The organism is Streptomyces sp. NPDC058239 (assembly GCF_042882185.1).
Lineage (GTDB): Bacteria > Actinomycetota > Actinomycetes > Streptomycetales > Streptomycetaceae > Streptomyces.
In genome coordinates, this window is the sequence record NZ_JBHVWS010000005.1 from 124766 (window position 1) to 144297 (window position 19532).

The 19532-nt window shown below is 68.6% G+C and carries 18 protein-coding genes and 4 pseudogenes; 9 read left to right on the plus strand and 13 right to left on the minus strand.

The features are described from left to right. Nucleotides 1–33: 33 nt before the first annotated feature. Nucleotides 34–150, minus strand: a pseudogene (locus tag ACFVYE_RS09245) (hypothetical protein); the annotation flags it as partial. A gap of 377 nt (nt 151–527) precedes the next feature. Here ACFVYE_RS09245 and ACFVYE_RS09250 point away from each other — a divergent pair. Then, nucleotides 528–830 (plus strand): annotated as a pseudogene (locus tag ACFVYE_RS09250) (hypothetical protein); the annotation flags it as partial. Nucleotides 831–974: 144 nt separating this feature from the next. Here ACFVYE_RS09250 and ACFVYE_RS09255 read toward each other — a convergent pair. From ACFVYE_RS09255 to ACFVYE_RS09265, 3 genes and pseudogenes are all read right to left on the minus strand, one after another. Then, nucleotides 975–1508 carry a hypothetical protein gene (locus tag ACFVYE_RS09255; protein ID WP_389604830.1) on the minus strand — a complete coding sequence of 178 codons (534 nt, stop codon included), beginning with the start codon at nt 1506–1508 and terminating at the stop codon, nt 975–977. A gap of 483 nt (nt 1509–1991) precedes the next feature. Continuing rightward, nucleotides 1992–2126 (minus strand): annotated as a pseudogene (locus tag ACFVYE_RS09260) (site-specific integrase); the annotation flags it as partial. A gap of 788 nt (nt 2127–2914) precedes the next feature. Beyond that, complete coding sequence (locus ACFVYE_RS09265) at nt 2915–3634, minus strand: hypothetical protein (RefSeq protein ID WP_383978504.1); 720 nt, start codon at nt 3632–3634, stop codon at nt 2915–2917. A gap of 479 nt (nt 3635–4113) precedes the next feature. Between ACFVYE_RS09265 and ACFVYE_RS09270 the strand changes: the two genes are divergently transcribed. The 5 genes and pseudogenes from ACFVYE_RS09270 (at nt 4114) to ACFVYE_RS09290 (ending at nt 8142) form a co-directional block, all read left to right on the plus strand. Next, nucleotides 4114–4491, plus strand: coding sequence for a hypothetical protein (locus ACFVYE_RS09270; protein ID WP_389604832.1), 378 nt, complete (start codon nt 4114–4116; stop codon nt 4489–4491). Between the two features lie 135 nt (nt 4492–4626). Next, nucleotides 4627–5322, plus strand: a complete 696-nt coding sequence (locus ACFVYE_RS09275; RefSeq protein WP_383978510.1) for a class I SAM-dependent methyltransferase — start codon at nt 4627–4629, stop codon at nt 5320–5322. 95 nt (nt 5323–5417) lie between these two features. Next, nucleotides 5418–5549, plus strand: a pseudogene (locus tag ACFVYE_RS09280) (CGNR zinc finger domain-containing protein); the annotation flags it as partial. Between the two features lie 247 nt (nt 5550–5796). Next, nucleotides 5797–7056 (plus strand): esterase/lipase family protein, encoded by a 1260-nt coding sequence (locus tag ACFVYE_RS09285; protein ID WP_389604834.1) that lies wholly within the window; start codon nt 5797–5799, stop codon nt 7054–7056. A gap of 24 nt (nt 7057–7080) precedes the next feature. After that, the gene (locus ACFVYE_RS09290) at nt 7081–8142 is read left to right on the plus strand and encodes an alpha/beta fold hydrolase (RefSeq protein ID WP_383978516.1); all 1062 of its coding nucleotides are present in this window, start codon (nt 7081–7083) and stop codon (nt 8140–8142) included. Between the two features lie 74 nt (nt 8143–8216). Here the strand turns inward: ACFVYE_RS09290 and ACFVYE_RS09295 are convergent, their stop codons facing one another. From ACFVYE_RS09295 to ACFVYE_RS09305, 3 genes are all read right to left on the minus strand, one after another. After that, nucleotides 8217–8951: an RNase A-like domain-containing protein gene (locus ACFVYE_RS09295; protein WP_389604836.1), complete on the minus strand. Its 735-nt coding sequence runs from the start codon at nt 8949–8951 to the stop codon at nt 8217–8219. 414 nt (nt 8952–9365) lie between these two features. Beyond that, nucleotides 9366–10865 carry an IPT/TIG domain-containing protein gene (locus tag ACFVYE_RS09300; protein ID WP_389604838.1) on the minus strand — a complete coding sequence of 500 codons (1500 nt, stop codon included), beginning with the start codon at nt 10863–10865 and terminating at the stop codon, nt 9366–9368. Nucleotides 10866–10973: 108 nt separating this feature from the next. After that, a complete protein-coding gene (locus ACFVYE_RS09305; protein ID WP_383979227.1) occupies nt 10974–11270 on the minus strand; it encodes a hypothetical protein in 297 nt (98 codons plus the stop codon). Between the two features lie 595 nt (nt 11271–11865). Between ACFVYE_RS09305 and ACFVYE_RS09310 the strand changes: the two genes are divergently transcribed. Then, the gene (locus ACFVYE_RS09310; protein ID WP_389604840.1) at nt 11866–12261 is read left to right on the plus strand and encodes an SSI family serine proteinase inhibitor; all 396 of its coding nucleotides are present in this window, start codon (nt 11866–11868) and stop codon (nt 12259–12261) included. 33 nt (nt 12262–12294) lie between these two features. Here ACFVYE_RS09310 and ACFVYE_RS09315 read toward each other — a convergent pair whose 3' ends face one another. The 5 genes from ACFVYE_RS09315 to ACFVYE_RS09335 all read right to left on the minus strand — a co-directional run bounded on the left by ACFVYE_RS09315 (nt 12295) and on the right by ACFVYE_RS09335 (nt 16756). Next, nucleotides 12295–12453, minus strand: a complete 159-nt coding sequence (locus tag ACFVYE_RS09315) for a hypothetical protein (protein ID WP_383979218.1) — start codon at nt 12451–12453, stop codon at nt 12295–12297. A 66-nt stretch (nt 12454–12519) separates the two neighbouring features. Then, entirely contained in the window at nt 12520–13470 is a 951-nt protein-coding gene (locus ACFVYE_RS09320) for a cytochrome c oxidase assembly protein (protein ID WP_389604842.1), read from the minus strand. Between the two features lie 112 nt (nt 13471–13582). After that, nucleotides 13583–14611, minus strand: coding sequence for a 6-phosphofructokinase (locus ACFVYE_RS09325; protein WP_383976805.1), 1029 nt, complete (start codon nt 14609–14611; stop codon nt 13583–13585). Nucleotides 14612–14754: 143 nt separating this feature from the next. Further along, nucleotides 14755–15483, minus strand: a complete 729-nt coding sequence (locus ACFVYE_RS09330; RefSeq protein ID WP_383976804.1) for a type 1 glutamine amidotransferase — start codon at nt 15481–15483, stop codon at nt 14755–14757. A gap of 34 nt (nt 15484–15517) precedes the next feature. Beyond that, entirely contained in the window at nt 15518–16756 is a 1239-nt protein-coding gene (locus ACFVYE_RS09335; RefSeq protein WP_383976803.1) for a MurT ligase domain-containing protein, read from the minus strand. Between the two features lie 114 nt (nt 16757–16870). Here ACFVYE_RS09335 and def point away from each other — a divergent pair, with 114 nt between their 5' ends. Continuing rightward, on the plus strand, nt 16871–17416 hold the full coding sequence (gene def, locus ACFVYE_RS09340; RefSeq protein ID WP_383976802.1) for a peptide deformylase: 546 nt from the start codon (nt 16871–16873) through the stop codon (nt 17414–17416). Between the two features lie 12 nt (nt 17417–17428). On the opposite strand, the gene ACFVYE_RS09345 is transcribed toward def, so the two are convergent. Next, on the minus strand, nt 17429–18079 hold the full coding sequence (locus ACFVYE_RS09345; RefSeq protein WP_389604845.1) for a TetR family transcriptional regulator: 651 nt from the start codon (nt 18077–18079) through the stop codon (nt 17429–17431). Between the two features lie 173 nt (nt 18080–18252). Here ACFVYE_RS09345 and ACFVYE_RS09350 point away from each other — a divergent pair, with 173 nt between their 5' ends. Beyond that, entirely contained in the window at nt 18253–19479 is a 1227-nt protein-coding gene (locus ACFVYE_RS09350) for an acyl-CoA dehydrogenase family protein (protein WP_383976798.1), read from the plus strand. The last annotated feature ends 53 nt before the right edge of the window (nt 19480–19532 follow it).

Consider the following 19532-nt stretch of genomic DNA (forward strand, 5'->3'; position numbering starts at 1 on the left):
GTTGCCGGTCTTGTACGTGGTGCGGTCCATCGTCGTGTCGTGGATGCACCACAGCTCACCGGAGGCGTCGACGTTCACGGACACCTCGAGGGGGAAGCCCTGCGCGGCAGAAGCCCGGTAGCCAGCCATGGTGTGTTCTGGCCTGACCATGCCGCCGGCGCGGTGTGCGAAGTAGCGCGGGTTGGCTGAGGTGGCGCCGGCGAAGTAGGAATCGACAGTCTGGATCGCGCTCGGCAGGTACAGGGCCGCAGCGCTGGTAGCCGCCGCAGAAACGGCCGCGGTCTGCGCATTGTTCGCCTTCGTGGGCGCGTCAGCTGCAGCTGCACTGATGGCCGCCGTCTGCGCGTTCCCGGCCTTGCTGGTGGCGTCAGTGGCGGCCGCGCTGATGGCGTTGGCCTGGGCTGTGGCTGCCTTCGTCGTCGCGTCTGTCGCTGCGGTGGCCACGGCCGCCGCGAGGGCGTTGTCGGCCTTCGTCGCGGCGTCGGCAGAGGCGGCACTGACGGCTGCCGCCTGGGCCGGCTGCGCCGGGACCGGTGCGGATCTGCGGGCCCCGGATGAAGTGGGCGCTGGAGAGGGCGGCGGAGGTCTCCGATCTCGGGATGGGCGAGGTGGACGTGTCCGCGATACCGCCGCGGCGGCCGGCGGAGCTGTCCCGGTACGGCATCGACGGCAAGGCGTCGCTGCTGTGCCGGCACGGCGACTCCCGGCGCCTGGCGACGCTGCTGGCGACCGCGGTCTACCTGACGACCCGCGCGGTCGATGACGCCCTGGACCTGCTCGAAGTGCTCATGGCGACGAAGCTGCTGGCCCGCGCGGAGCGGGAGACTTCGGGGATCACGGGGGCGGTTCGGCCGCAGCGAGGGCCTCCTGGTCGTTCGGTGGTGATGTCGCTCTCCACGCCGAACCCGGGAGGCCCTCATTCGTTCAAGATCCCAAAGCTGTGGAGTCCGTCACGAACCTCGCGGACAGAACACCTAGACGGTCGGGGAGGCGCTGAAATTCGTGTTCCGGTAGCCCTTGCCGTCACCGTCCCAGTCCAGCTGGATGACACCGTCGGCGAGGTAGCGGCCTGAGCCGGCCTTGTACTTGATCGTCCCGGTGGTGTAGCTGCCGTTGCCTGACGTGTTGCCATGTTCGAGCTTGTACTCGAGGCCGGTGTAGTTCGCCGATTTCACGACGGGGTCGGTGCCGGATACGGACTTCTTGATCTGGAGGTGGAAGCGGGCGGCGTCGAGTGTGTCGGTCTGGTTGACGTACCAGACGGGTCCCTCGAAGTCGACCTTGGCGTACGCGTATATGTAGCCGCCGGAGCGCTTGGCGCAGAGCCTGACGTCGAAGTTGTAGTTGTCGGTGTAGGGACCGGAGTAGGCCGGGTTGTCGACGGAGGCGCTGCTGGTCTTGCAGTGGTAACTCGCTGCGGAGGCCGTGGTGGCGGTGGCCAGCGAGGTGCCGGTCACAACCGTGGCAGTGATGAGGGCCGAGGCGGCGAGGCGCTTGAGGCGGAGCATGTGGGGTGTTCCTTCGAGAAAAGTACGGGTGGGATGCTGGGGCGGTGAAGACCGCCGGCCGTGCCGGGCAGGTGCCTGAGGTCCGCCAGGTTCGAGACCGCCGCGCGCTTGTCGGAAAGCGCGGGTGGCCCGTAGCCGGTTGCAGGAACTCGCGAACTGTGGCACAGAGCCCGTTCTGGCCTGCGGATCTTGAATCTACCTCCCGTCAATGGCGAGTTGATCTCGGGTTCAGCTGTCACTTGCCCGGACGCAGGGCGGGCTGGTGCGGTTGCGGCGTGCTGGCAGGGACCGTTCGCGACCCCTGGACGCAGCAGTGCTCCGGACGGTCAGCCATCCGGGGCAACCACCCCACTCAGGCAGGATTCTGGCGATTCCGCCAGCGCTTGTTGGTGTCGTTGACGGCCAGTTCTGCCTGTGTGAGGTCGACGTGCATGGTGATGCCGGGCCGACTCCCGACCTTGATCAGGAAGTTTCCGCGTCCGGGCGGGTCGGGGTCTGAGGAACATCCGCCCCGTAGTTCCGGACCGTGTTCGGGTTGCCGAGCGAGTCGAGGAACACGTCGGCCGCCGTCCGGACGGTCAGCGCCTTCCCGGTCGGCAGTTGCACGACGGTGGACACCGCCCCCAAGCCTTGGCGGAAGCCATGGCCGCCGCCCCGAACGTCCACCTCGGAGAAGTCGCGCGACCTGGCCTGGCTGGAGGTGGAGCATGAGTATGGGCAGGGTGATCAGGCCCTCCGGGACGCTCCCTCCGGAGATTGAAGACGATCTCCACGCACTGATGATCCATGAACTCGGCCATGCCCCGCCCGTGAACCGATTGGACGTCAAAGAAGTACGGAAGGGGCTATTCCGCATTCGCGCAACATACATGGACAACCAGTGGCGTCCATGTATGTTCGAGTGGGCCTGACGTCGGTCAACAAGGCGGACCTGCGGACCGCCGTCGGCCATGTGGTACGCCAGCGTCTCGCGCACCACATGGCGGGCCTCCTCGAACAGCAGCTGCCCGTAAGCATTCAGCAGCTCGTCGACGACATCCTCGCCGACACTTCCCGGGGACCGTCCTGCAGGACTCCAGTGCGGACGCGACACACCTCTCCAGCACGTCCGCGGCATCAGCGAGCCGGACCTCGGCAACCGACGCCCCGTCCAGGCCGGCGGCCGTCGCACGGTCAGCGAGGCAGGCCCCGAGCAGTACTACCGCCCGGGTCCGGAGCGTGTCGTCCAGCGGTCCCGGACGGGTCCGCCCGTGCCACAGCACCAGCTGGTCGGCCCCGGACACCGCGTACTCCCACCGGCTGCGCGGCTCCCAACAGCAGGCACGACGATCCGCCTTCACACCGAGAACTGCCCCCTGACGCGGCCACGGCAGGGCGGGCCCGGCTCAGCCGGGCCCGCCACGGGGTCAGGACCTGACGAGAATGATGTCAGTGCTCTGGAAGTCGCTGACGCTCACCGGGTAGTCACGGTCGTCCGCCCTGGCCAGTCCCCGGAGCACGGCAGCACCAGGCTGGAAGGAAGTGGTGGGGTCGATGTTACTGGGAAAGGACGTGGTCCACGGAACCGGGGCGCCCGGCTCACAGACAACGATCAGGTCCTCGTGGGCGCCGCTCGCCGTCCCGCGCTTCTGCGTCTGGTAGGCGCTGACGTTCAGGCTGATGCGGGCCGGCTTGTTGCAAGTCGCCGTGCCACCGACGGTGATCTCACCGGTGTGCGTGTCCACCGTGCCCGTGGTGTTCAGGTCCACGCCGATGGAGAGTTCCGCGGGCGGCTCGGGCATCCGGGCGTGAAGCTCGCCGCGCACGGGCAGCGTGGATCCGCTGCAGTACCGCTCGAAGGTGGCGTCGACCTCACGGATGTAGCCGTGGGGTCCGTAAACGATGTCCGAGATGGTGAAGGAGCCGGTCCCGCTCTCGCAGTACCTATCGGTCACGCTGAACTGCAGCTTGGGGTCCTCCGGCCGGGCCTCAGGCCAGCTGAGAGCGTTGGAGTAGGTAGTGCCGGGAGTCAACTTCTGACCGTAAGGGGCCTCCATGGAAAGGGCCCAGCGCTCGCCCTCAGGCGTGACGACTGTGGCGCCCACAGCAGACTCGGAGGTCGGCCCGGAGATGTCGAACATATCCATCGTCTCGGGGGTAAAAGTGTGGGACTGTCCACCGGAAATGTACTCACCCGGCTCACCACTGAAGCTGAGCGATCCCGTTACCGCCTCATGAGCCTGCGCCGTGCCCGTCAGCGGGGCCACCGTCACCGCTAGGGCCAGAGCCGCTGTGAGGACGGCCGCCGTACGGGCCACGCTACGACCCAGCACGCTGCTTCTTATCAAGGTTCTCCCTCATAGAAGTGGGTCCCGGTCCTGAGCGGACCGGACTGCGATCACGGCTGTCGATTGGTCAGAACGACCTCAGAGGGGGTGGCAATTGATCTCCTCAACAGCACGCCCGGAACCTAACACCCGCCACTGACAACGCTCGCCCCGGTTGAGAGCGCTGTATAGGGCCCCGTGACCGCGGCGGTGTTCAGGAGCGAGCGCGAGATCCGATCCTGGGGAATCGAGGAACTTTCGTGATCCGCATTATGTGTGATCTTGGCTGTGATCTTGACTTGGCACCCTGGCAGCGCCTCGGGGAACCGGCCTCACCCGTTTCCGAGCCGGCCGCTTCCCTGCTGCTGGACTACATCGCCGATCGCGACAACATGAACACCGCCACCAATCAGGCATCGCCCTGGCTGTTTCCCGGACGCGGGGCGGGCCAACCCTTCCGCTCCGACCACCTGTCCGCACTCCTCAACGAGATCGGTGTCCCAGTGGCTGCCGCCCGCGATGCCGCCATCCGACAGCAACTCCTTGAGATGCCCGCTTCCGTCGTCGCAGACGCTCTCGGCTACCACGACAAGGCCACCACCCGGCTCCGCAACGAGAGCGGCGGGACATGGAGCCGATACGCCCCCGGGGATCACGCAAGATCGCCAGCGGGCTGAGCTCCCCGGGGAACCGGCGACGTCCAAACGAGCCCACCACTATCAGACCCAAAGCCGAGGCAGCCGTTGACGGGACGGGCCCTTGGTTGCACAAAACCGTTCGCGGTTGGCAGCCACCAGCGCGATGCTGTCACGATGCCTGCCGAGACCGCTTACCACGACGAAGTCGGCGACTACTTCGCGAAGAACGCCGACACCAGCCCCTACAACGCGCACACCGACCGGCCCGCGATGCTCGCACTTGCAGGGGACGTTGCCGGGCTGAAGATTCTCGATGTCGGCTGCGGGGCCGGGCACTACGCGGCCGAACTCCTCGCGGGTGGTGCCGGGGTAGTCGGAATCGACGGCAGCGCAACTCTGCTGAGTCACGCGCGGGAGCGATTGGGCGACCGGGCCGAACTGCGCATGCACGACGCGGAGAAGCCGCTGGACTTCATCGACAACGCGTCGTTCGACGGAGTCGTGTGCGCATTGATGCTCCACCACATCGCCGACCGGCCGCGTCTCCTCGGCGAACTACGACGCGTCCTGCGTCCGGGCGGGTGGCTGCTGGTCTCGACGACCCACCCGACGGCTGACTGGCGGAAATTCGGTGGCTCGTACTACGCCGACGACTGGGTTGACCTCCCGCTCGCCGGGGGGCCGTTGGCAGTCCACTACCAGCGCATGCCACTGGAAACGTTCCTGAACGAGCTGCTGGCCGCCGGATTCATGCTTGAAAGACTCATCGAGCCCCGCCCTGTGCCTGGCCTGCGAGAACTCGACGAAACGGCCTACAACAAGCTCCACCAGGCTCCGTGCTTCCTTGCGGTCAGGCTCCTGCGGCCCTGACCGCACGCATCCCCGCCTCCCCAGCGAACGCGCACAGTCACGCCCCCGTCTCCCAAGCGGCAGAACTGGCGACACTTGAATACGCGACCTCGCCAGTACCAAGGCCGGCGTTGGCGATCGCCTGGAACGAGCCGGCCACGACCGGGGACGCCGCCCGGCTCAAGCGCTGCGCAGAGCACGCCGGCGCTTGGGTGTTCTGGGACGTGTCCAAGAACCGCAGTCGCCAGGGTCGCGCGCTCCAGCTGCCACTCCTTCTCCGCCTTCAGCAGCCGGGCGTTCTCCGCCCGCAACCGGGCCAGTTCCTCAGCCGGACTTGCGGCGCTCGGGCAGTGCCTGCGACTCGTTTTCCTTATGGCGACACCGCATACTCCTCCGCCCCGCATCTATGGCTGACCACCCCATGGGAAGGTCCCCCGCACCGCCCTACCGTGGCGGACCCGGACCACCGAGCCCACCCCGGACGGGAGAGCCGCAATGCGCAGAGCAACGAGCACCTTACTCGGCCTGCTTCTCACACTGCTGAGCCTCGGAGCAGCCACCACACAGGCCCACGCCGCCCCACCCAGCTACCTCACCCTCGAAGCCACCTACACCACCGTCGCCAACGGCTGGGACCGCGTCGACCGTTACCTCGACACCACCAGCGGCTTCCATGCCGAGCAGTACCCCCCGGACGGCCGTGGCGACCAGGACGGTCAGCGACGCACCTTCTTCGGCGGCGTCAAGCAGCCCTATTCCGGCCGCTTCCTCCTCTACTCCGCCCCCGGCTGGAACAGCGGCAGTCACCAGACCCCCGTCCTCCTGGTCCACGGCGCCAACGACAACGCCGACCGCGCCTGGGCCAACCCCGGCGAAGCCGGTGGCTACGGCTGCGGTGCCGTCTCCTGCCCCAACACCGGACTCATGCAGTACCTCGCCGCCCGCGGCTACCGCGTCTTCGCCGTCAACTTCGCCCATAAACAGGGCGACAACCTGATGCAGGCCCAGCAGGTCGGCGACGCCATCGCCGTCATCAAGGACCGGCTCGGCGTCAGCCAGGTGGACCTCGTGGGCTGGAGCAAGGGGGAAATGTCCACCCGTGCCTACGTCTCCTCAGTGCGCCCCGCCTGGGGACGCCCCTACGCCGGAGACGTACGCCGCCTCATCACCCTCGGCGGCCCCAACGGCGGCTACGACTACCCCTACGCCCACGGCTGGGCCCACGACTTCAGCATCTGGCCGCAGTGCGGCGGCAGCGTCAACGCCCCCTCGCCCCATCTCTACATGACCTGCTACGGCACCTACACCGCCCATCCAGAATTCGCCTTCGCCCCCTCCAGCGGCTACGACGTCTATCCCGGACAGCGCCAGATGCTCGCCCGCTGGGACGCCACCTACGGCATCGACATGACCCAACAGGACTGGTACACCACTTATCACGGTGGCCAGGGCATCTACACCTCCGGCAGCGGCATCCAGACCGCCATCGACGCCGGCTCTCTGATCGCTCCCCTCCACAAGGCAGGCATCCCCGGCTCCGTCGCCACCTACCTCCTCGCCGGAGGATCCCCCAGCGTCCTCGGCATCTACAACGAGAACCGCGGACCCAGCGACGGCGTGGTCTTCGTCGACAGTGCCCTTGACCGCACCGGCATCGCCAACGTTGCCGGAACATCCCTCATCTCCACCGCCAACCATCTCCAACTCGGCTGGCACTCCTCCGCCAGCGTCCAGATCGCCGCCTGGCTCGGCTGACCCCGCCACTCCCAAGGACGGACCATGACCTCGCCCGCACTCCTCCCCGGCATCCACGCTCGACGCATCAGCACCCCCCGGCTCACCCTCAACCTCCTCGAACTCCCCGACCGGACCGGCGAACCCGTCCTCTTCGTCCACGGCAACGTCTCCGCCGCCACCTTCTGGCAGCAGACCATGCTCGACCTGCCCTACCCCTACCGACCCCTCGCCGTCGACCTCCGCGGCTTCGGCGACACCGACCCCCTCCCCGTCGACGCCACCCGCGGCGTCCGGGACTTCAGCGACGACCTCACCGCCCTCCGGGACACCCTCGCCCTCGACCGCGTCCACCTCGTCGGCTGGAGCATGGGCGGCGGCATCGCCCTCCAACACCTCCGCGATCACCCCACCGCCGTCCGTAGCCTCACCCTCGTCAACCCCGTCTCTCCCTACGGCTTCGGCGGCACCCATGGCCCCGACGGCCGACTCAACCACCCCGACGGCGCGGGCTCCGGCGCAGGGACCGTCAACCCCGAATTCGTCCAGCGCCTCAAAGACGGCGACCGCAGCGAGGACTCACCGCTCTCCCCTCGCGCCGTCCTTGCCTCCAGCTACGTCAGACCGCAGCTCCGTCCCGCACTCGAGGACGCCTTCGTAGACGCCATGCTCTCCACCCGCACCGGAGACGACCACTACCCCGGCGACACCTGTCCCAGCGACCACTGGCCCGGCACCGCCCCCGGCCCCCGAGGTGTCCTCAACGCCATGGCCCCAAACCACTTCCGTATCGACGACCTCCACCGGATCGACCCCAAACCGCCCATCGGCTGGATCCGCGGCACCGACGACCTCATCGTCTCCGACACCTCCCTCTTCGACCTCGCCCACCTCGGCGCACTCGGCGCCGTCCCCGGCTGGCCCGGCGCCGAGCACTGCCCCGCCCAACCCATGCTCGCCCAGACCCGCCACGCACTCGATCACTACGCCGCCACGGGGGGCTCCGTCCGCGAAACCGCCATCCCCGACGCCGGCCACGCCGTCCACATCGACAAACCCAAGGAGTTCACCGCCGCCCTCCTCGACACCCTCACTGCGGGCCGGTGAAGCGGCCGGGCCGTCCACCCCCTGTGGACCCATATCGACGTCGAGGTTGTCGAGCGCGATCCCGGCGCACCGGTTCAGTCGGCGTCAGGGTCGTATCCGAGGCTCTCCAGGAGACGGCGGCGTTCGTCTTCCTCACGCTCAAGGAGTGCCGCCAGGACGCGCACGTCTCGGTGGGAGGTGTTCGCGGCCTTGAGCACGGTGGCAAGGACGTCGGGCGGCAGGGCTTCCGTGGCAAGGCCCTGTGCGTTGCCCTGCTGGCGCCTTCGTCGCCGATCGCGTCTGCGGCCCGGACTATAGGCGGGGTATACGACCCACGTCCTGGGCTTGGTGTGTCCCTTGGCGAACTTCAGCTCGATGTGCACGAAGTTGCCGACGGCTGCGCCCTGCGGACCGTTCTTCACCCACTTCCGCCCGAGGGAAGCACCGAATCCCCCGACCGGCACGCGGATGGTCAGCAAATCCTCTCTCGGGCCGAAGCTGGTGCCCTTACCGACCCGCTGAGCCTGTTTGATCCTCCATGATTCCAGCTTCTGCGCGTTGCCGGGCTGCTTGATCCAGTTCGCCCTGGCCCGGTCGATCGCCCCGACGGCGGTCGCCTGGTCCGTCCACTTCGTCGCTGCCCCCTTGTCCTTCGCCATGTTGGCCATCGTGGCGTCGTCGGGCTTCACGTGGTCGTTGATGGTGTGGGTGCCTTCGATGCCCTCATCGCCGACGATGTTGGTGCAATTGTGGACGAGCACGTCCTGCGGACGATCCCCACCGGTGCCGACGCAGAACGTGTGGAACGCGTCGACCGTGAGGTCGTACACCTCGCTGGGCGCCAGACCTACCCAACGACTTCACCGACCTCACCGAGGTCGGGGACCGGCTCCGAGCCTTCGAAGACCGCTACAACGCCACGGCACAGCCGTTCCGGTGGAAGTTCACGACCTCCGACCTGGACGATCTGCTGGCCAGGCTCGACCGGCACACCGCCGATCACCAGGAAGAATCCTCCGTCGGTCTGGCAGCGTGATCAACCCCCGAAGGACTTCCGGAGCCGCTAAGAGGCCGCGCATATAGGCGGTGGGCGGGGGCCGACTGCCAGACGAGGCAGGCACAGTCTGCTCGCCGCAGGGCGACCGGGTCCTGCGGCGATCCCTCGCCCGGGCACGGTTCGACCGGTCGGCGGCAAGGGCCCGGGGCTGCTCGAAGGGCCACCCCGGGAACGGGGCGTGCGGACGCTATCGTCCGGTGTAGGTGAACTCGTCGGCCGGGCTGGTGGGAGAGGTGGCCTTGCCGACCGTCACGGTGATGTTAACCGTCTGGTGGTCGTCGAGCTGGCCGGGCGCGGTTGCGGTGATCTGGCCGGTGGAGACGAACTTGACCGAATCGGATGCCTTGTCCTTGAAGTGCACGGTGGCGCCATCGGCGAAGCCCGAGCCGCTGATGGTGACCGGGGTGCCGACCTTTCCGCTGGTCGGGCTGACCGCACTGACCACCACAGGTGCGGGTCCGCCATAGGCGAACTGCCCCATCGCGACGGCCGGGGAGGTGCCGAGGGTGTTGGTGACGCGGACGTGGACGACGCCGGTTCCGTTGGGGACCTGAGCGGTGATCCTGATGCCGGAGGGGTCGATGTCGCGCTTGGTGCAGGCGAAGTGGCCGAAGTCGACCATGCTGTCCGGACTGAAGCCGGTGCCGTTGATGGTCACTGTGGCGCCTGGTGCGCCGAAGGTGGGGGTCACGTCGGTCACCACCGGCCCGGAAGGGACGGCAGGCGCCCCCACCAGGTCCAGGTAGGTGGAATTGGCGTGCTGGAAGGCGACCTGGCCGAGGAAGTCCTGGGTGGTCTTGTTGACCAGGTTCTTGGCAAGGCTCGTGTATCCGGTGTTCATCAGGCAGAGCGTGCCGGGCTGGACGTAGACGTTACCCTTGGTGCGCTTGGAGATCGCCCCGATGAGCAGCTTCACTTCTTCGGTCGCCTGCGGTCCCGGGCTCGGGTACCAGCCGGCGGTGGTGTCGAGATCGGCCCACGCGTGCGGTACCAGGTCGTAGGCGTTGTTCTGGCGCTCGTCGATGACCCACGGCACGGAGTCGAAGTAGTCGACGAAGCTCTGCACGCCGGCGGTGGGAGCGGCATAGGTGATCACCGCGAACTTCGGCTGTTTCGGCCAGGTCTGTGCCTGCAGGTACGGCGCGAGCATGGTGGCGATGCAACCGCCCAGGCTGTGACCGGTCAGATAGACGGTCGGCTGCGGCGAGGAGGGCGCCGACTTGAGTGCGACGGCGAGCGCCTGAGCGAGCGTGACGTTCGGGGAGGGTGAGGCGATCGAGCGGGCGTTGACAACCCGTTTGAACGCATCCATCGCCCCCTTGGAAACGGCGATGGGCTTCGGCGATCCGCTTTCGGGGAACGGGACGACTGTGCCGACGTCGAGGTCCTCAAGGATGTCGGTCAGATCGGCGTCCGTTCCGCGAGCGACCACGGCGAACTCGTTCGAGCCGTTGGTGCTCTGTGCGATGTAGGCCATATTGGCGTTGGCCTCGCTCAGGGCGAGCCACACCAGCTTCCACGCGCCCTGCGTCGCAAGGCCGGGATCGCTCAGTTGCGCGTCGATGCCGGTGATGATTCGCTCGGTCTGATGCTCCGGGGTTTCCCCGGATGGACGCGGGGTAGCCCCGGTGGCTGCAAGGGCAGCCAGGGTCATGGTCACCTGGGCGATTGTCGGATCGGGCGCCATCGTCGTTCCTGCTCCTCGGATGTTTTGCCGGTGCGGAGGCGGGGCGGCCTTTCGGCAGCATCAGGGCAGATCTGTGCCGAACCGACCGTCAGATTGGATCGCACACAATCAGACCTCCCCTCTGCGTTGTCCGGTGCTTTTCCTGCCTTCAGGTTGACCAGGTTCACCTTGTTGGCCGTTCGTCATGCGCGTGTTCGGTTCACCGAGCCAGGTGCGCAGCGCGGTCGCCAGAGCTGCGGTGTCCGCGGGCAGGCCCGGGGCGGCGGCCCAGGCGACGATGCCGTCGGGGCGGATGAGCGCGGCCGACAGATCGCCGCGGTCAGCAGGGGCGGCCACCACGGTCGACAGGCGGTCCCGCCATCCGGCCGCATCCTCGAGGACTCGGCTGCCGCCCGGGGCGAGGATGCCTCCCGCTCATAGGCAAAGGGCCGGGACCGCTAGAAACCGCCCATCAGCCTCCGGCCCTTTGACAACTACGGCTGACAACAACGCGTCGTTCGGCGGCGCGCAGACACCCCTGCCGGGGGCGGGTCGTCGTCCTCCCCGGACCTCTTGTCGTCGTCGCGTAGGGCGTCGTCCATCCGCGCGGCGGCCTCCCGCAGGGTCGTCTCCATGACGTGCGCGTAGGTGTCCATAGCACCCGCAGACGGCTGCGGCTGTTCTCGCATGGTTCCCCATCACAAGAGCTCCTCGGATCCGTGCCGCCGCTCCGGTGGCACTGTGCCCCGAACGTTAAGGGCCCCGTGACCAGGGAGAGGGCAGATGCTCGGGGCGACCTGCCGGTCGAATCCGTCCGGGTGCAGGGCACCCGCCGGGCGGTACTCCAGCCGGACCCGCCGACTGACTCCGGAGGGTGGGACCAGCGGCGCGGCTCCTTGCCCGGTGAGCACTCAAAAGATCATCTTGCCGGGTTCCCGAATGCGGGCCGTCCAGGGCGCCTGAGACGTACCCGGTCCGTTCCCGGAACGCCCCGGATCCCCCGAGCCACAGGAGTTCTCCGATGCGCCTGCGCGCTGCTCTCGCCGCCGCTGCCCTGCTCGCTCTCACCGTCGCGGTGCCTGCCGCGGCCGCCGAGTCCCAGGACCCGGTGCCGGACCGCGGGCTCCTCCTCACCGTCTCGGGCGGCGAGAACACCTGGATCCGTGGCGTCGCACTGTTCTGCCCGCCCGCCCCGGACGCCCATCACCCCCATGCGGCCGCCGCCTGCGCGGCGATCGGCCGGGCGGAAGGCGATCTGGACGCCCTGCCCGGCAGCCCGCGCCTGTGCATCGAGGAGTACGACCCGGTGACGGCCACCGCCACCGGCAACTGGGACGGGCGCCCCGTGAGCTGGCGGCGGACGTTCCCCAACGCCTGCGTGATGGACGCGGTCACCGGACCGGTCTTCCGCTTCTGAGCCCGGCCGGCCCGAGCCGGGTGACCACCCGGCTCAGGACTCGCGCGTCGCAGCCATCCCCAGGGTGATCAGACCGAGCACCACCCATCCGAACCAGAGCCAGCCGCTGCTCCCCAGCGCCACCGTGTAGGCGGTGACCACCACCAGGGCCGCCACGGTGATCACTCCCATGGTTTTCGTGGATCCGGACATGCCCGCACCCTCCTCATCGGCCGCGCGGCCGTGGATGCCATCCTCACCCCGGAGGCATGTCCACCGCTACTGCCCGCGCGCCTGCAACGAGGCGAGATAGGCGTTGTACGCCTGCAGCTCCTGGTCCCCGTCCCGGTCGGCGGCCCGGTCGGAGCGCTTCGCCGTCCGCTGCTCGGAGCGGTACCACTGGAAGACCAGCGCGATCAGCACCAGCACCGACGGGATCTCGCTGAATGCCCAGGCGATGCCGCCCGCCCAGTTCTGATCGCTCAACGCGTCGATGCCGAGCGAGGCCGGTGGGTTCTTGTACGTCTCGACCATCGGCGTCGTCGCCATCATCAGCGCGATACCGAAGAACGCGTGGAACGGCATCCCCGCGAACAGCTCCAGCATCCGCATCACATAGCCGGGCCGGTGCGGCCCCGGGTCGACGCCCATGATCGGCCAGAAGAACACCAGACCGACCGCGAGGAAGTGCACCATCATCGCGATGTGCCCGGTCTTCGAACCCATCAGGAAGTCGAAGAGCGGGGTGAAGTACAGCGCGTACAGGCTGGCGATGAAGAGCGGAATCGTGAAGACCGGATGCGTGATGATCTTCATGTACCGGCTGTGCAGCAACATGAGCAGCAGCTCACGCGGGCCGGTTCGGTCACGCCCCGCGACCGGGAGTGCACGCAGCGTCAGAGTCACCGGAGCGCCCAGCAGCAGCAGGATCGGCGACAGCATGCTGATCACCATGTGCTGCACCATGTGCACGCTGAACATGACCATGCCGTAGTCGTTCAGCTTGGTGCACATCACCAGGGCGATGGACAGCACACCGACGACGAAGGAGACGATCCGGCCGATCGGCCAGCTGTCCCCGCGTCTGCGCAGTCGCAGCACTGCGTACGCGTACAGGCCGATGGCGAGCACACAGCCGATGAGAAAGAACGGGTCCGCGGAGAATTGGAGCCCACGTCCCAGCGTGAACGGCGGCAGATCCATGTTCATGCCGTGCCCGCTGTGATCCATCTGTTCACTCCCGCTGGGGACGTCCCCGTTTCGTGCCGGTTGTCCCGACCAGAGTAGAACTGCCCCCGGCCGCAGCTGCGGCCGGGGGCAGTTCGTCGGACAGGGGTGTCACTCAGAGCACGCACTCCGCCTCGGCGTACCGCTCGGCCGGGACCGTCTTGAGGGTCTCCACGGCCTCGCCCAGCGGCACCATCGCGATGTCCGTGCCGCGCAGCGCCGTCATCATGCCGAATTCGCCGCGGTGCGCGGCCTCCACCGCGTGCCAGCCGAAACGGGTGGCGAGAACACGGTCGTACGCGGTCGGGGTGCCGCCGCGCTGCACATGGCCGAGGATCACCGGGCGGGCCTCCTTGCCCAGGCGCTGCTCCAGCTCGACGGAGAGCTGCGTGGCCACGCCGGCGAACCGCTCGTGCCCGTAGATGTCCTTGGTGCCCTGCTCGAATTCCATGGAACCGCCCTGGCGCGGCTTGGCGCCCTCGGCGACGACGACGATCGCGAACTTCTTGCCGGCCGAGAAGCGCTTGCCGACCAGCTCGGTCAGCTCGTCGATGTCGAAGGGGCGCTCCGGTACGACGATGGCGTGCGCACCGGCCGCCATGCCCGAGTGCAGGGCGATCCAGCCGGTGTGGCGGCCCATGACCTCGACGATCAGCACCCGCTGGTGAGATTCGGCGGTGGTCTTCAGCCGGTCGAGGGCCTCGGTGGCGACACCGACGGCGGTGTCGAAGCCGAAGGTCACATCGGTGGAGGCGATGTCGTTGTCGATGGTCTTCGGTACGCCGACGATCGGCAGGCCCGCCTCGGAGAGCAGATTGGCCGCCTTGAGAGTGCCCTCACCGCCGATCGGGATGATCGCGTCGAGACCGAGATCGGCGACATGGCCCCTGGCCTGTTCGACGCCGCCCCGCAGATGGGCGGGCTGGACCCGGGAGGAGCCGAGGATCGTACCGCCGCGGGCGAGAATGCCGCCGACCGCGTCGAGGTCGAGCTTGCGGTAGTCACACTCGAGGAGACCCTTCCACCCGTCGTGGAATCCGATGACCTCGTCGCCGTGGTCGACCACCGCGCGATGCACGACGGAACGGATGACGGCGTTGAGGCCGGGGCAGTCGCCGCCGGAGGTGAGCACACCAATTCGCATTGCCCGGGAAACCTTTGCAACGTGGGCCGACGACCGGACCACGTCGTCCGGTTGGATCCCCGCCACCCTACCGGCGCAGGGTGGCGGGACCGAACCGGGCGTCCGCCTGCTGGACGCCGCTCAGCTGAGCGAAATGTGCCTCATCAGGCGGGCTGGGTCGCCGAGGCGATGCGCTCGGCGCGCAGCGCCTCGTACCAGCGGTCGTCCGTCGGCGGCAGGGCGTTGACATCGAGCGCCAGCTTCAGCAGCAGATCCGCGATCAGGGGGTTGCGCGCCATCACGGGCCCGTGCATGTACGTACCGAAGACGGTGTCGTTGTACGCACCCTCGGTGCCGTCGCCGGTGCCGTTGCCCCCGCCGAACTGCACCCGGGCGAACGGCCGTGCCGTCGGGCCGAGATGGGTGATGCCCTGGTGGTTCTCGAAACCGGTCAGCGGCGGCAGACCGAGGTGCGGGTCGATGTCGGCCAGGACGTCACCGACGCACCGGGCCCCCTCGCCGCGGGTGGAGACCACGTCGAGCAGCCCGAGACCGGGCTCGCGCTCACCCAGGTCGTTGATGAACTCATGGCCGAGGATCTGGTACCCGGCGCAGACCGAGAAGATGATCGCGCCGTTGGACGCGGCCCGGCTGAGCCCGCCGTCGCGGCGCAACCGCTCCGCGGCGAGGCGCTGCGGCCGGTCCTCACCACCGCCGATCAGATAGATGTCGCCGGACGTCGGGACCGGCTGGTCGCTGCGGACGTCGACGCGCTGCACGTCGAGACCGCGCTGGCGGGCCCGGCGCTCCACCACGAGCGCATTGCCCTGGTCGCCGTAGGTGCTGAGGAGGTCGGGGTAGACCCAGACCAGACGCAGACCGTTGTTGCTCATGCTTCGTCCTCTCCGGAGGTGGCCGGGGCCGGGGTCAGTTGCCGACACGACGGCGCAGCTCCTGGAAGGCGGTGTAGTTGGCAATGACCTCGATACGGCCGGGCGGGGCCTGCTGCACGGCCGTATCGAGGTTCTCGCAGACCCGGAAGTCGAGACCGGCGACTTCGAGACGGACCGCGAGGTCCAGCTTGCGGTCGCCGAGCACGAAGATCGGGTGACCGGCGAGCTGGGTGTAGTCCACGTCCCACAGCCATGAGGTGTCCGTGCCGTCCGCGCCACGGGCGTTGACCGAGAGGATCACCGGGGTGGGCGGCGGGTCGATCAGGGAAAACGTTTCGAGCCAGCCCGCCGGGTTCTTCGCCAGCAGCAGCCGCAGCTCACGGCCGAGGAAACTGACCACGTCGTAGCGGCCCGCGACGGCTTGCACCTGGTACATGCGCTCCAGCGCGACCTGCGGCGGCACACCGAAGACGGCGGCCACGGCGGCGGAGCTGGTGGCGTTGGCCTTGTTGGCGCGGCCGGGCAGCTGGAGGTGGATCGGCCACGCCGAACCGTGCGGGTCCAGGACGTAGTCGCCGTGCAGCACCCAGCTGGGGGCGGGGCGGCGGAATCCGCACTCGCCGCAGAACCAGTCGTCGCCGGGACGCTGCATCACACCGCCGCAGGAGGGGCAGGACCAGGCGTCGTCCTTCCATGCCTGGCCGGCCGCGACCCACACCACATTGGGGGAGGAGGATGCCGCCCAGACGATCAGCGGGTCGTCGGCGTTGGCCACGATCACGGCCTTCGAACCGGACAGCCCCTCACGCCACTTCTCCGCGAGCATCCGGGTCTCCGCGGCGCGGTCCAGCTGGTCGCGGGAGAGGTTGAGCAGCGCGATCACCTTGGGCGTCGTGTCGCGGGCGACCCCGGCGAGATACTTCTCGTCGACCTCTATCACGCCGTACTTCGCGTCCGAGCCGCCTGCCAGTGCCGAGGTGATGCCCGCCGGCATGTTCGCCCCGAGCGCGTTCGACACGACCGGGCCCGCAGCCCGCAGTGCCTCGGCGATGAGCCGGGTCGTCGTCGTCTTGCCGTTCGTCGCCGACACGAGGATCACGTCCAGGTGCTGCGCCAGCCGCCCCAGCAGGTCGGGGTCGAGCTTGAGTGCCACCCGGCCGCCGATCACCGATCCGCTGCCGCGCCCCGCAGCGCGCGACACCGCCGCAGCGGCCTTGCCCGCCGTCACCGCCAGCTTGGCCCGCGGCGACAACGGCTCCGTGTTGCCTGCCATCGTCCTAGATCCTCCTTGCATCGGTCCGCGCCCAGCCTATCGATGTCCGGCATGGCGACCGCACCGCGGCACCGCCGGGAAGGTGGAGGTCACGTGGAACGTACGATTGCCTCCATGCGAAACCGCCCGATCCCCGGCAGTTCCGGACTGATTCGTGCCATGAGTCTGCTCGGTGATCCGGTGCTGCACGGTGCCTGCGAACCCGTCACGGACTTCGGTCCCTCGCTCGCCCGCCTCGTCGAGGACCTGTACGCCACCATGTACGCGGCCCAGGGAGTGGGACTCGCGGCCAATCAGGTCGGCGTTCCGTTGCGGGTGTTCGTCTACGACTGCCCGGACGACGACGACGTCCGTCACCTCGGGCATCTCGTCAACCCGAAGCTGGTCGAGGCGGACGGCATCACCGTACGCGGCCCGGAGGGCTGTCTTTCGCTGCCGGGCATCGAGGCCGGTACCCCGCGCTTCGACCGTGCCGTCGTCGAGGGCGTGACGGTCGAGGGCGAACCGGTACGGGTCACCGGCACCGGCTTCTTCGCCCGTTGTCTGCAGCACGAGTGCGACCACCTCGAAGGCACGGTGTACACGGACCGGCTGACCGGGCTGCGCCGGGCGAGGGCGCTGCGCGCGGCCCGCCGGGCGCCCTGGGCGTCCGGCGGCTGACCGCACAGCCCCTCAGAATCCCGGGCCGCCGGGCCGGTCGCCCGCTTCGGCCAGCCTGCCCCACAGCAGATCCGCCAGGCTGCGCACCAACTGCTCGCGGGAGCAAGGGCGTTCACCCAGCCACCAGTCGCCCGCGGCGTGCATCATGCCGACGATGCCATGGCCCCAGATGCGGGCCATGGCCTCGCTGTCCGGGCCCAGGTCCACCCGCTCGGCGATCACCAGGGCGAGTTCCTCGCCGAGCCGGCGCAGCAGCGGTGCGGAGTGCCTTCCGACATCGAAGCCCTGCTCGGTCGCGGGTGCCGAGTCGTCGGACGGGTGCATCAGGAAGCGGTAGACCTGCGGGCGGGCCTCGATCGCCGCGAGATAGGTGTCGAGCGTCGACTCCACGCGCCTGCGGCGCTCGGCGGGTGCGTCGAGCGCGGCCCGCAGAGCGATGAGCAGGGCATCGGTGTGGCGCTTGGCGAGGGCGCGGTAGAGGCCGCCCTTGTCGCCGAAGTGCCGGTAGAGGATGGGCTTGGTGATTCCCGCCTCCGCCGCGATGGCGTTCATCGAGGCCCCCGGCCCGTCCCTGAGCACCACGCGGTCGGCGGCCTCGAGCAGCTCGCGGCGGCGGCTCTCGGCCGCTGTCCGCTGGCGCTCGGCCTGTCGTGTGGTCTCCATGTCGCCTCTCCCCACCCCTGGCCATGCAATTGCGTCCTGCCTGCGCAACGTAACACCCTGCCCTGCGGGGTGCGGATCGGCACCCGGGCGGTTGACAGAGGCTACTTGTCGGTAACAGACTGCGGTTACCGCAAGTAACGAGTGGATTTTCAGGGTAGTACGTGGAGGGGAACATGGCCGAGTTCACGCTCGAACTCAACGATGACCAGAAGCAGGTCCGTGACTGGCTTCACGGCTTCGCCGCGGATGTGATCCGACCGGCGGCTTCGGAGTGGGACGAGCGTGAGGAAACGCCCTGGCCCGTCATCCAGGAGGCGGCCAAGGTCGGCATCTACTCCCTCGACTTCTACGCCCAGCAGTTCTTCGACCCGACGGGCCTCGGCATCCCGATGGCGATGGAGGAGCTCTTCTGGGGGGACGCGGGCATCGCCCTGTCGATCGTCGGTACGGGCCTGGCGGCCGTGGGTGTCCTCGCCAACGGCACCGAGGAGCAGATCGGCACCTGGATCCCGCAGATGTACGGCGACGTCGACGATGTGAAGGTCGCCGCCTTCTGCTCCTCCGAGCCGGACGCGGGCTCCGACGTCGCCTCGATGCGCACCCGCGCGGTCTATGACCAGGCCAAGGACGAGTGGGTGCTGAACGGCACCAAGACCTGGGCGACCAACGGCGGCATCGCGGGCGTCCATGTCGTCGTCGCCGTGGTCGACGCGGAGCTCGGCTCCAAGGGGCACGCCTCGTTCATCGTGCCGCCGAACACCCCCGGCCTCTCCCAGGGGCAGAAGTTCAAGAAGCACGGCATCCGCGCCTCTCACACTGCCGAGGTCGTCCTCGAGGACGTCCGTGTCCCCGGCCACTGCCTGCTCGGCGGCAAGGAGAAGCTCGACGAACGCCTGGCCCGGGCCCGCGAGCGCGCCGCGTCCGGTGGCGAGCGGGTGAAGAACGCGGCGATGGCCACCTTCGAGGCCTCCCGCCCCGCGGTCGGCGCCATGGCGGTCGGCACCGCCCGTGCCGCGTACGAGGTCGCGCTGGACTACGCGAAGACCCGCACCCAGTTCGGCCGACCGATCATCGACAACCAGGGCATCGCCTTCCAGCTCGCCGATATGCGTACCCGGATCGACGCGGCCCGGCTGCTGGTCTGGCGCGCCTCCTGGATGGCGACCACCGGCAAGCCGTTCACCTCGGCCGAGGGTTCCATGTCCAAGCTGTATGCGAGCGAGACGGCGAAGAAGGTCACCGCGCAGGCCGTGCAGATCCTCGGCGGCAACGGCTTCACCCGTGAATACCCGGTGGAGCGGATGCACCGGGACGCGGCGATCTACACGATCTTCGAGGGCACGAGCGAGATCCAGCGTCTGGTGATCGCCCGCACCCTCTCGGGCATGCCGATCCGATAGCGCGGGGCGGGGTGGTGGTTTGCACGGCTCACGCTCGTGCGGCCCGCACCCCG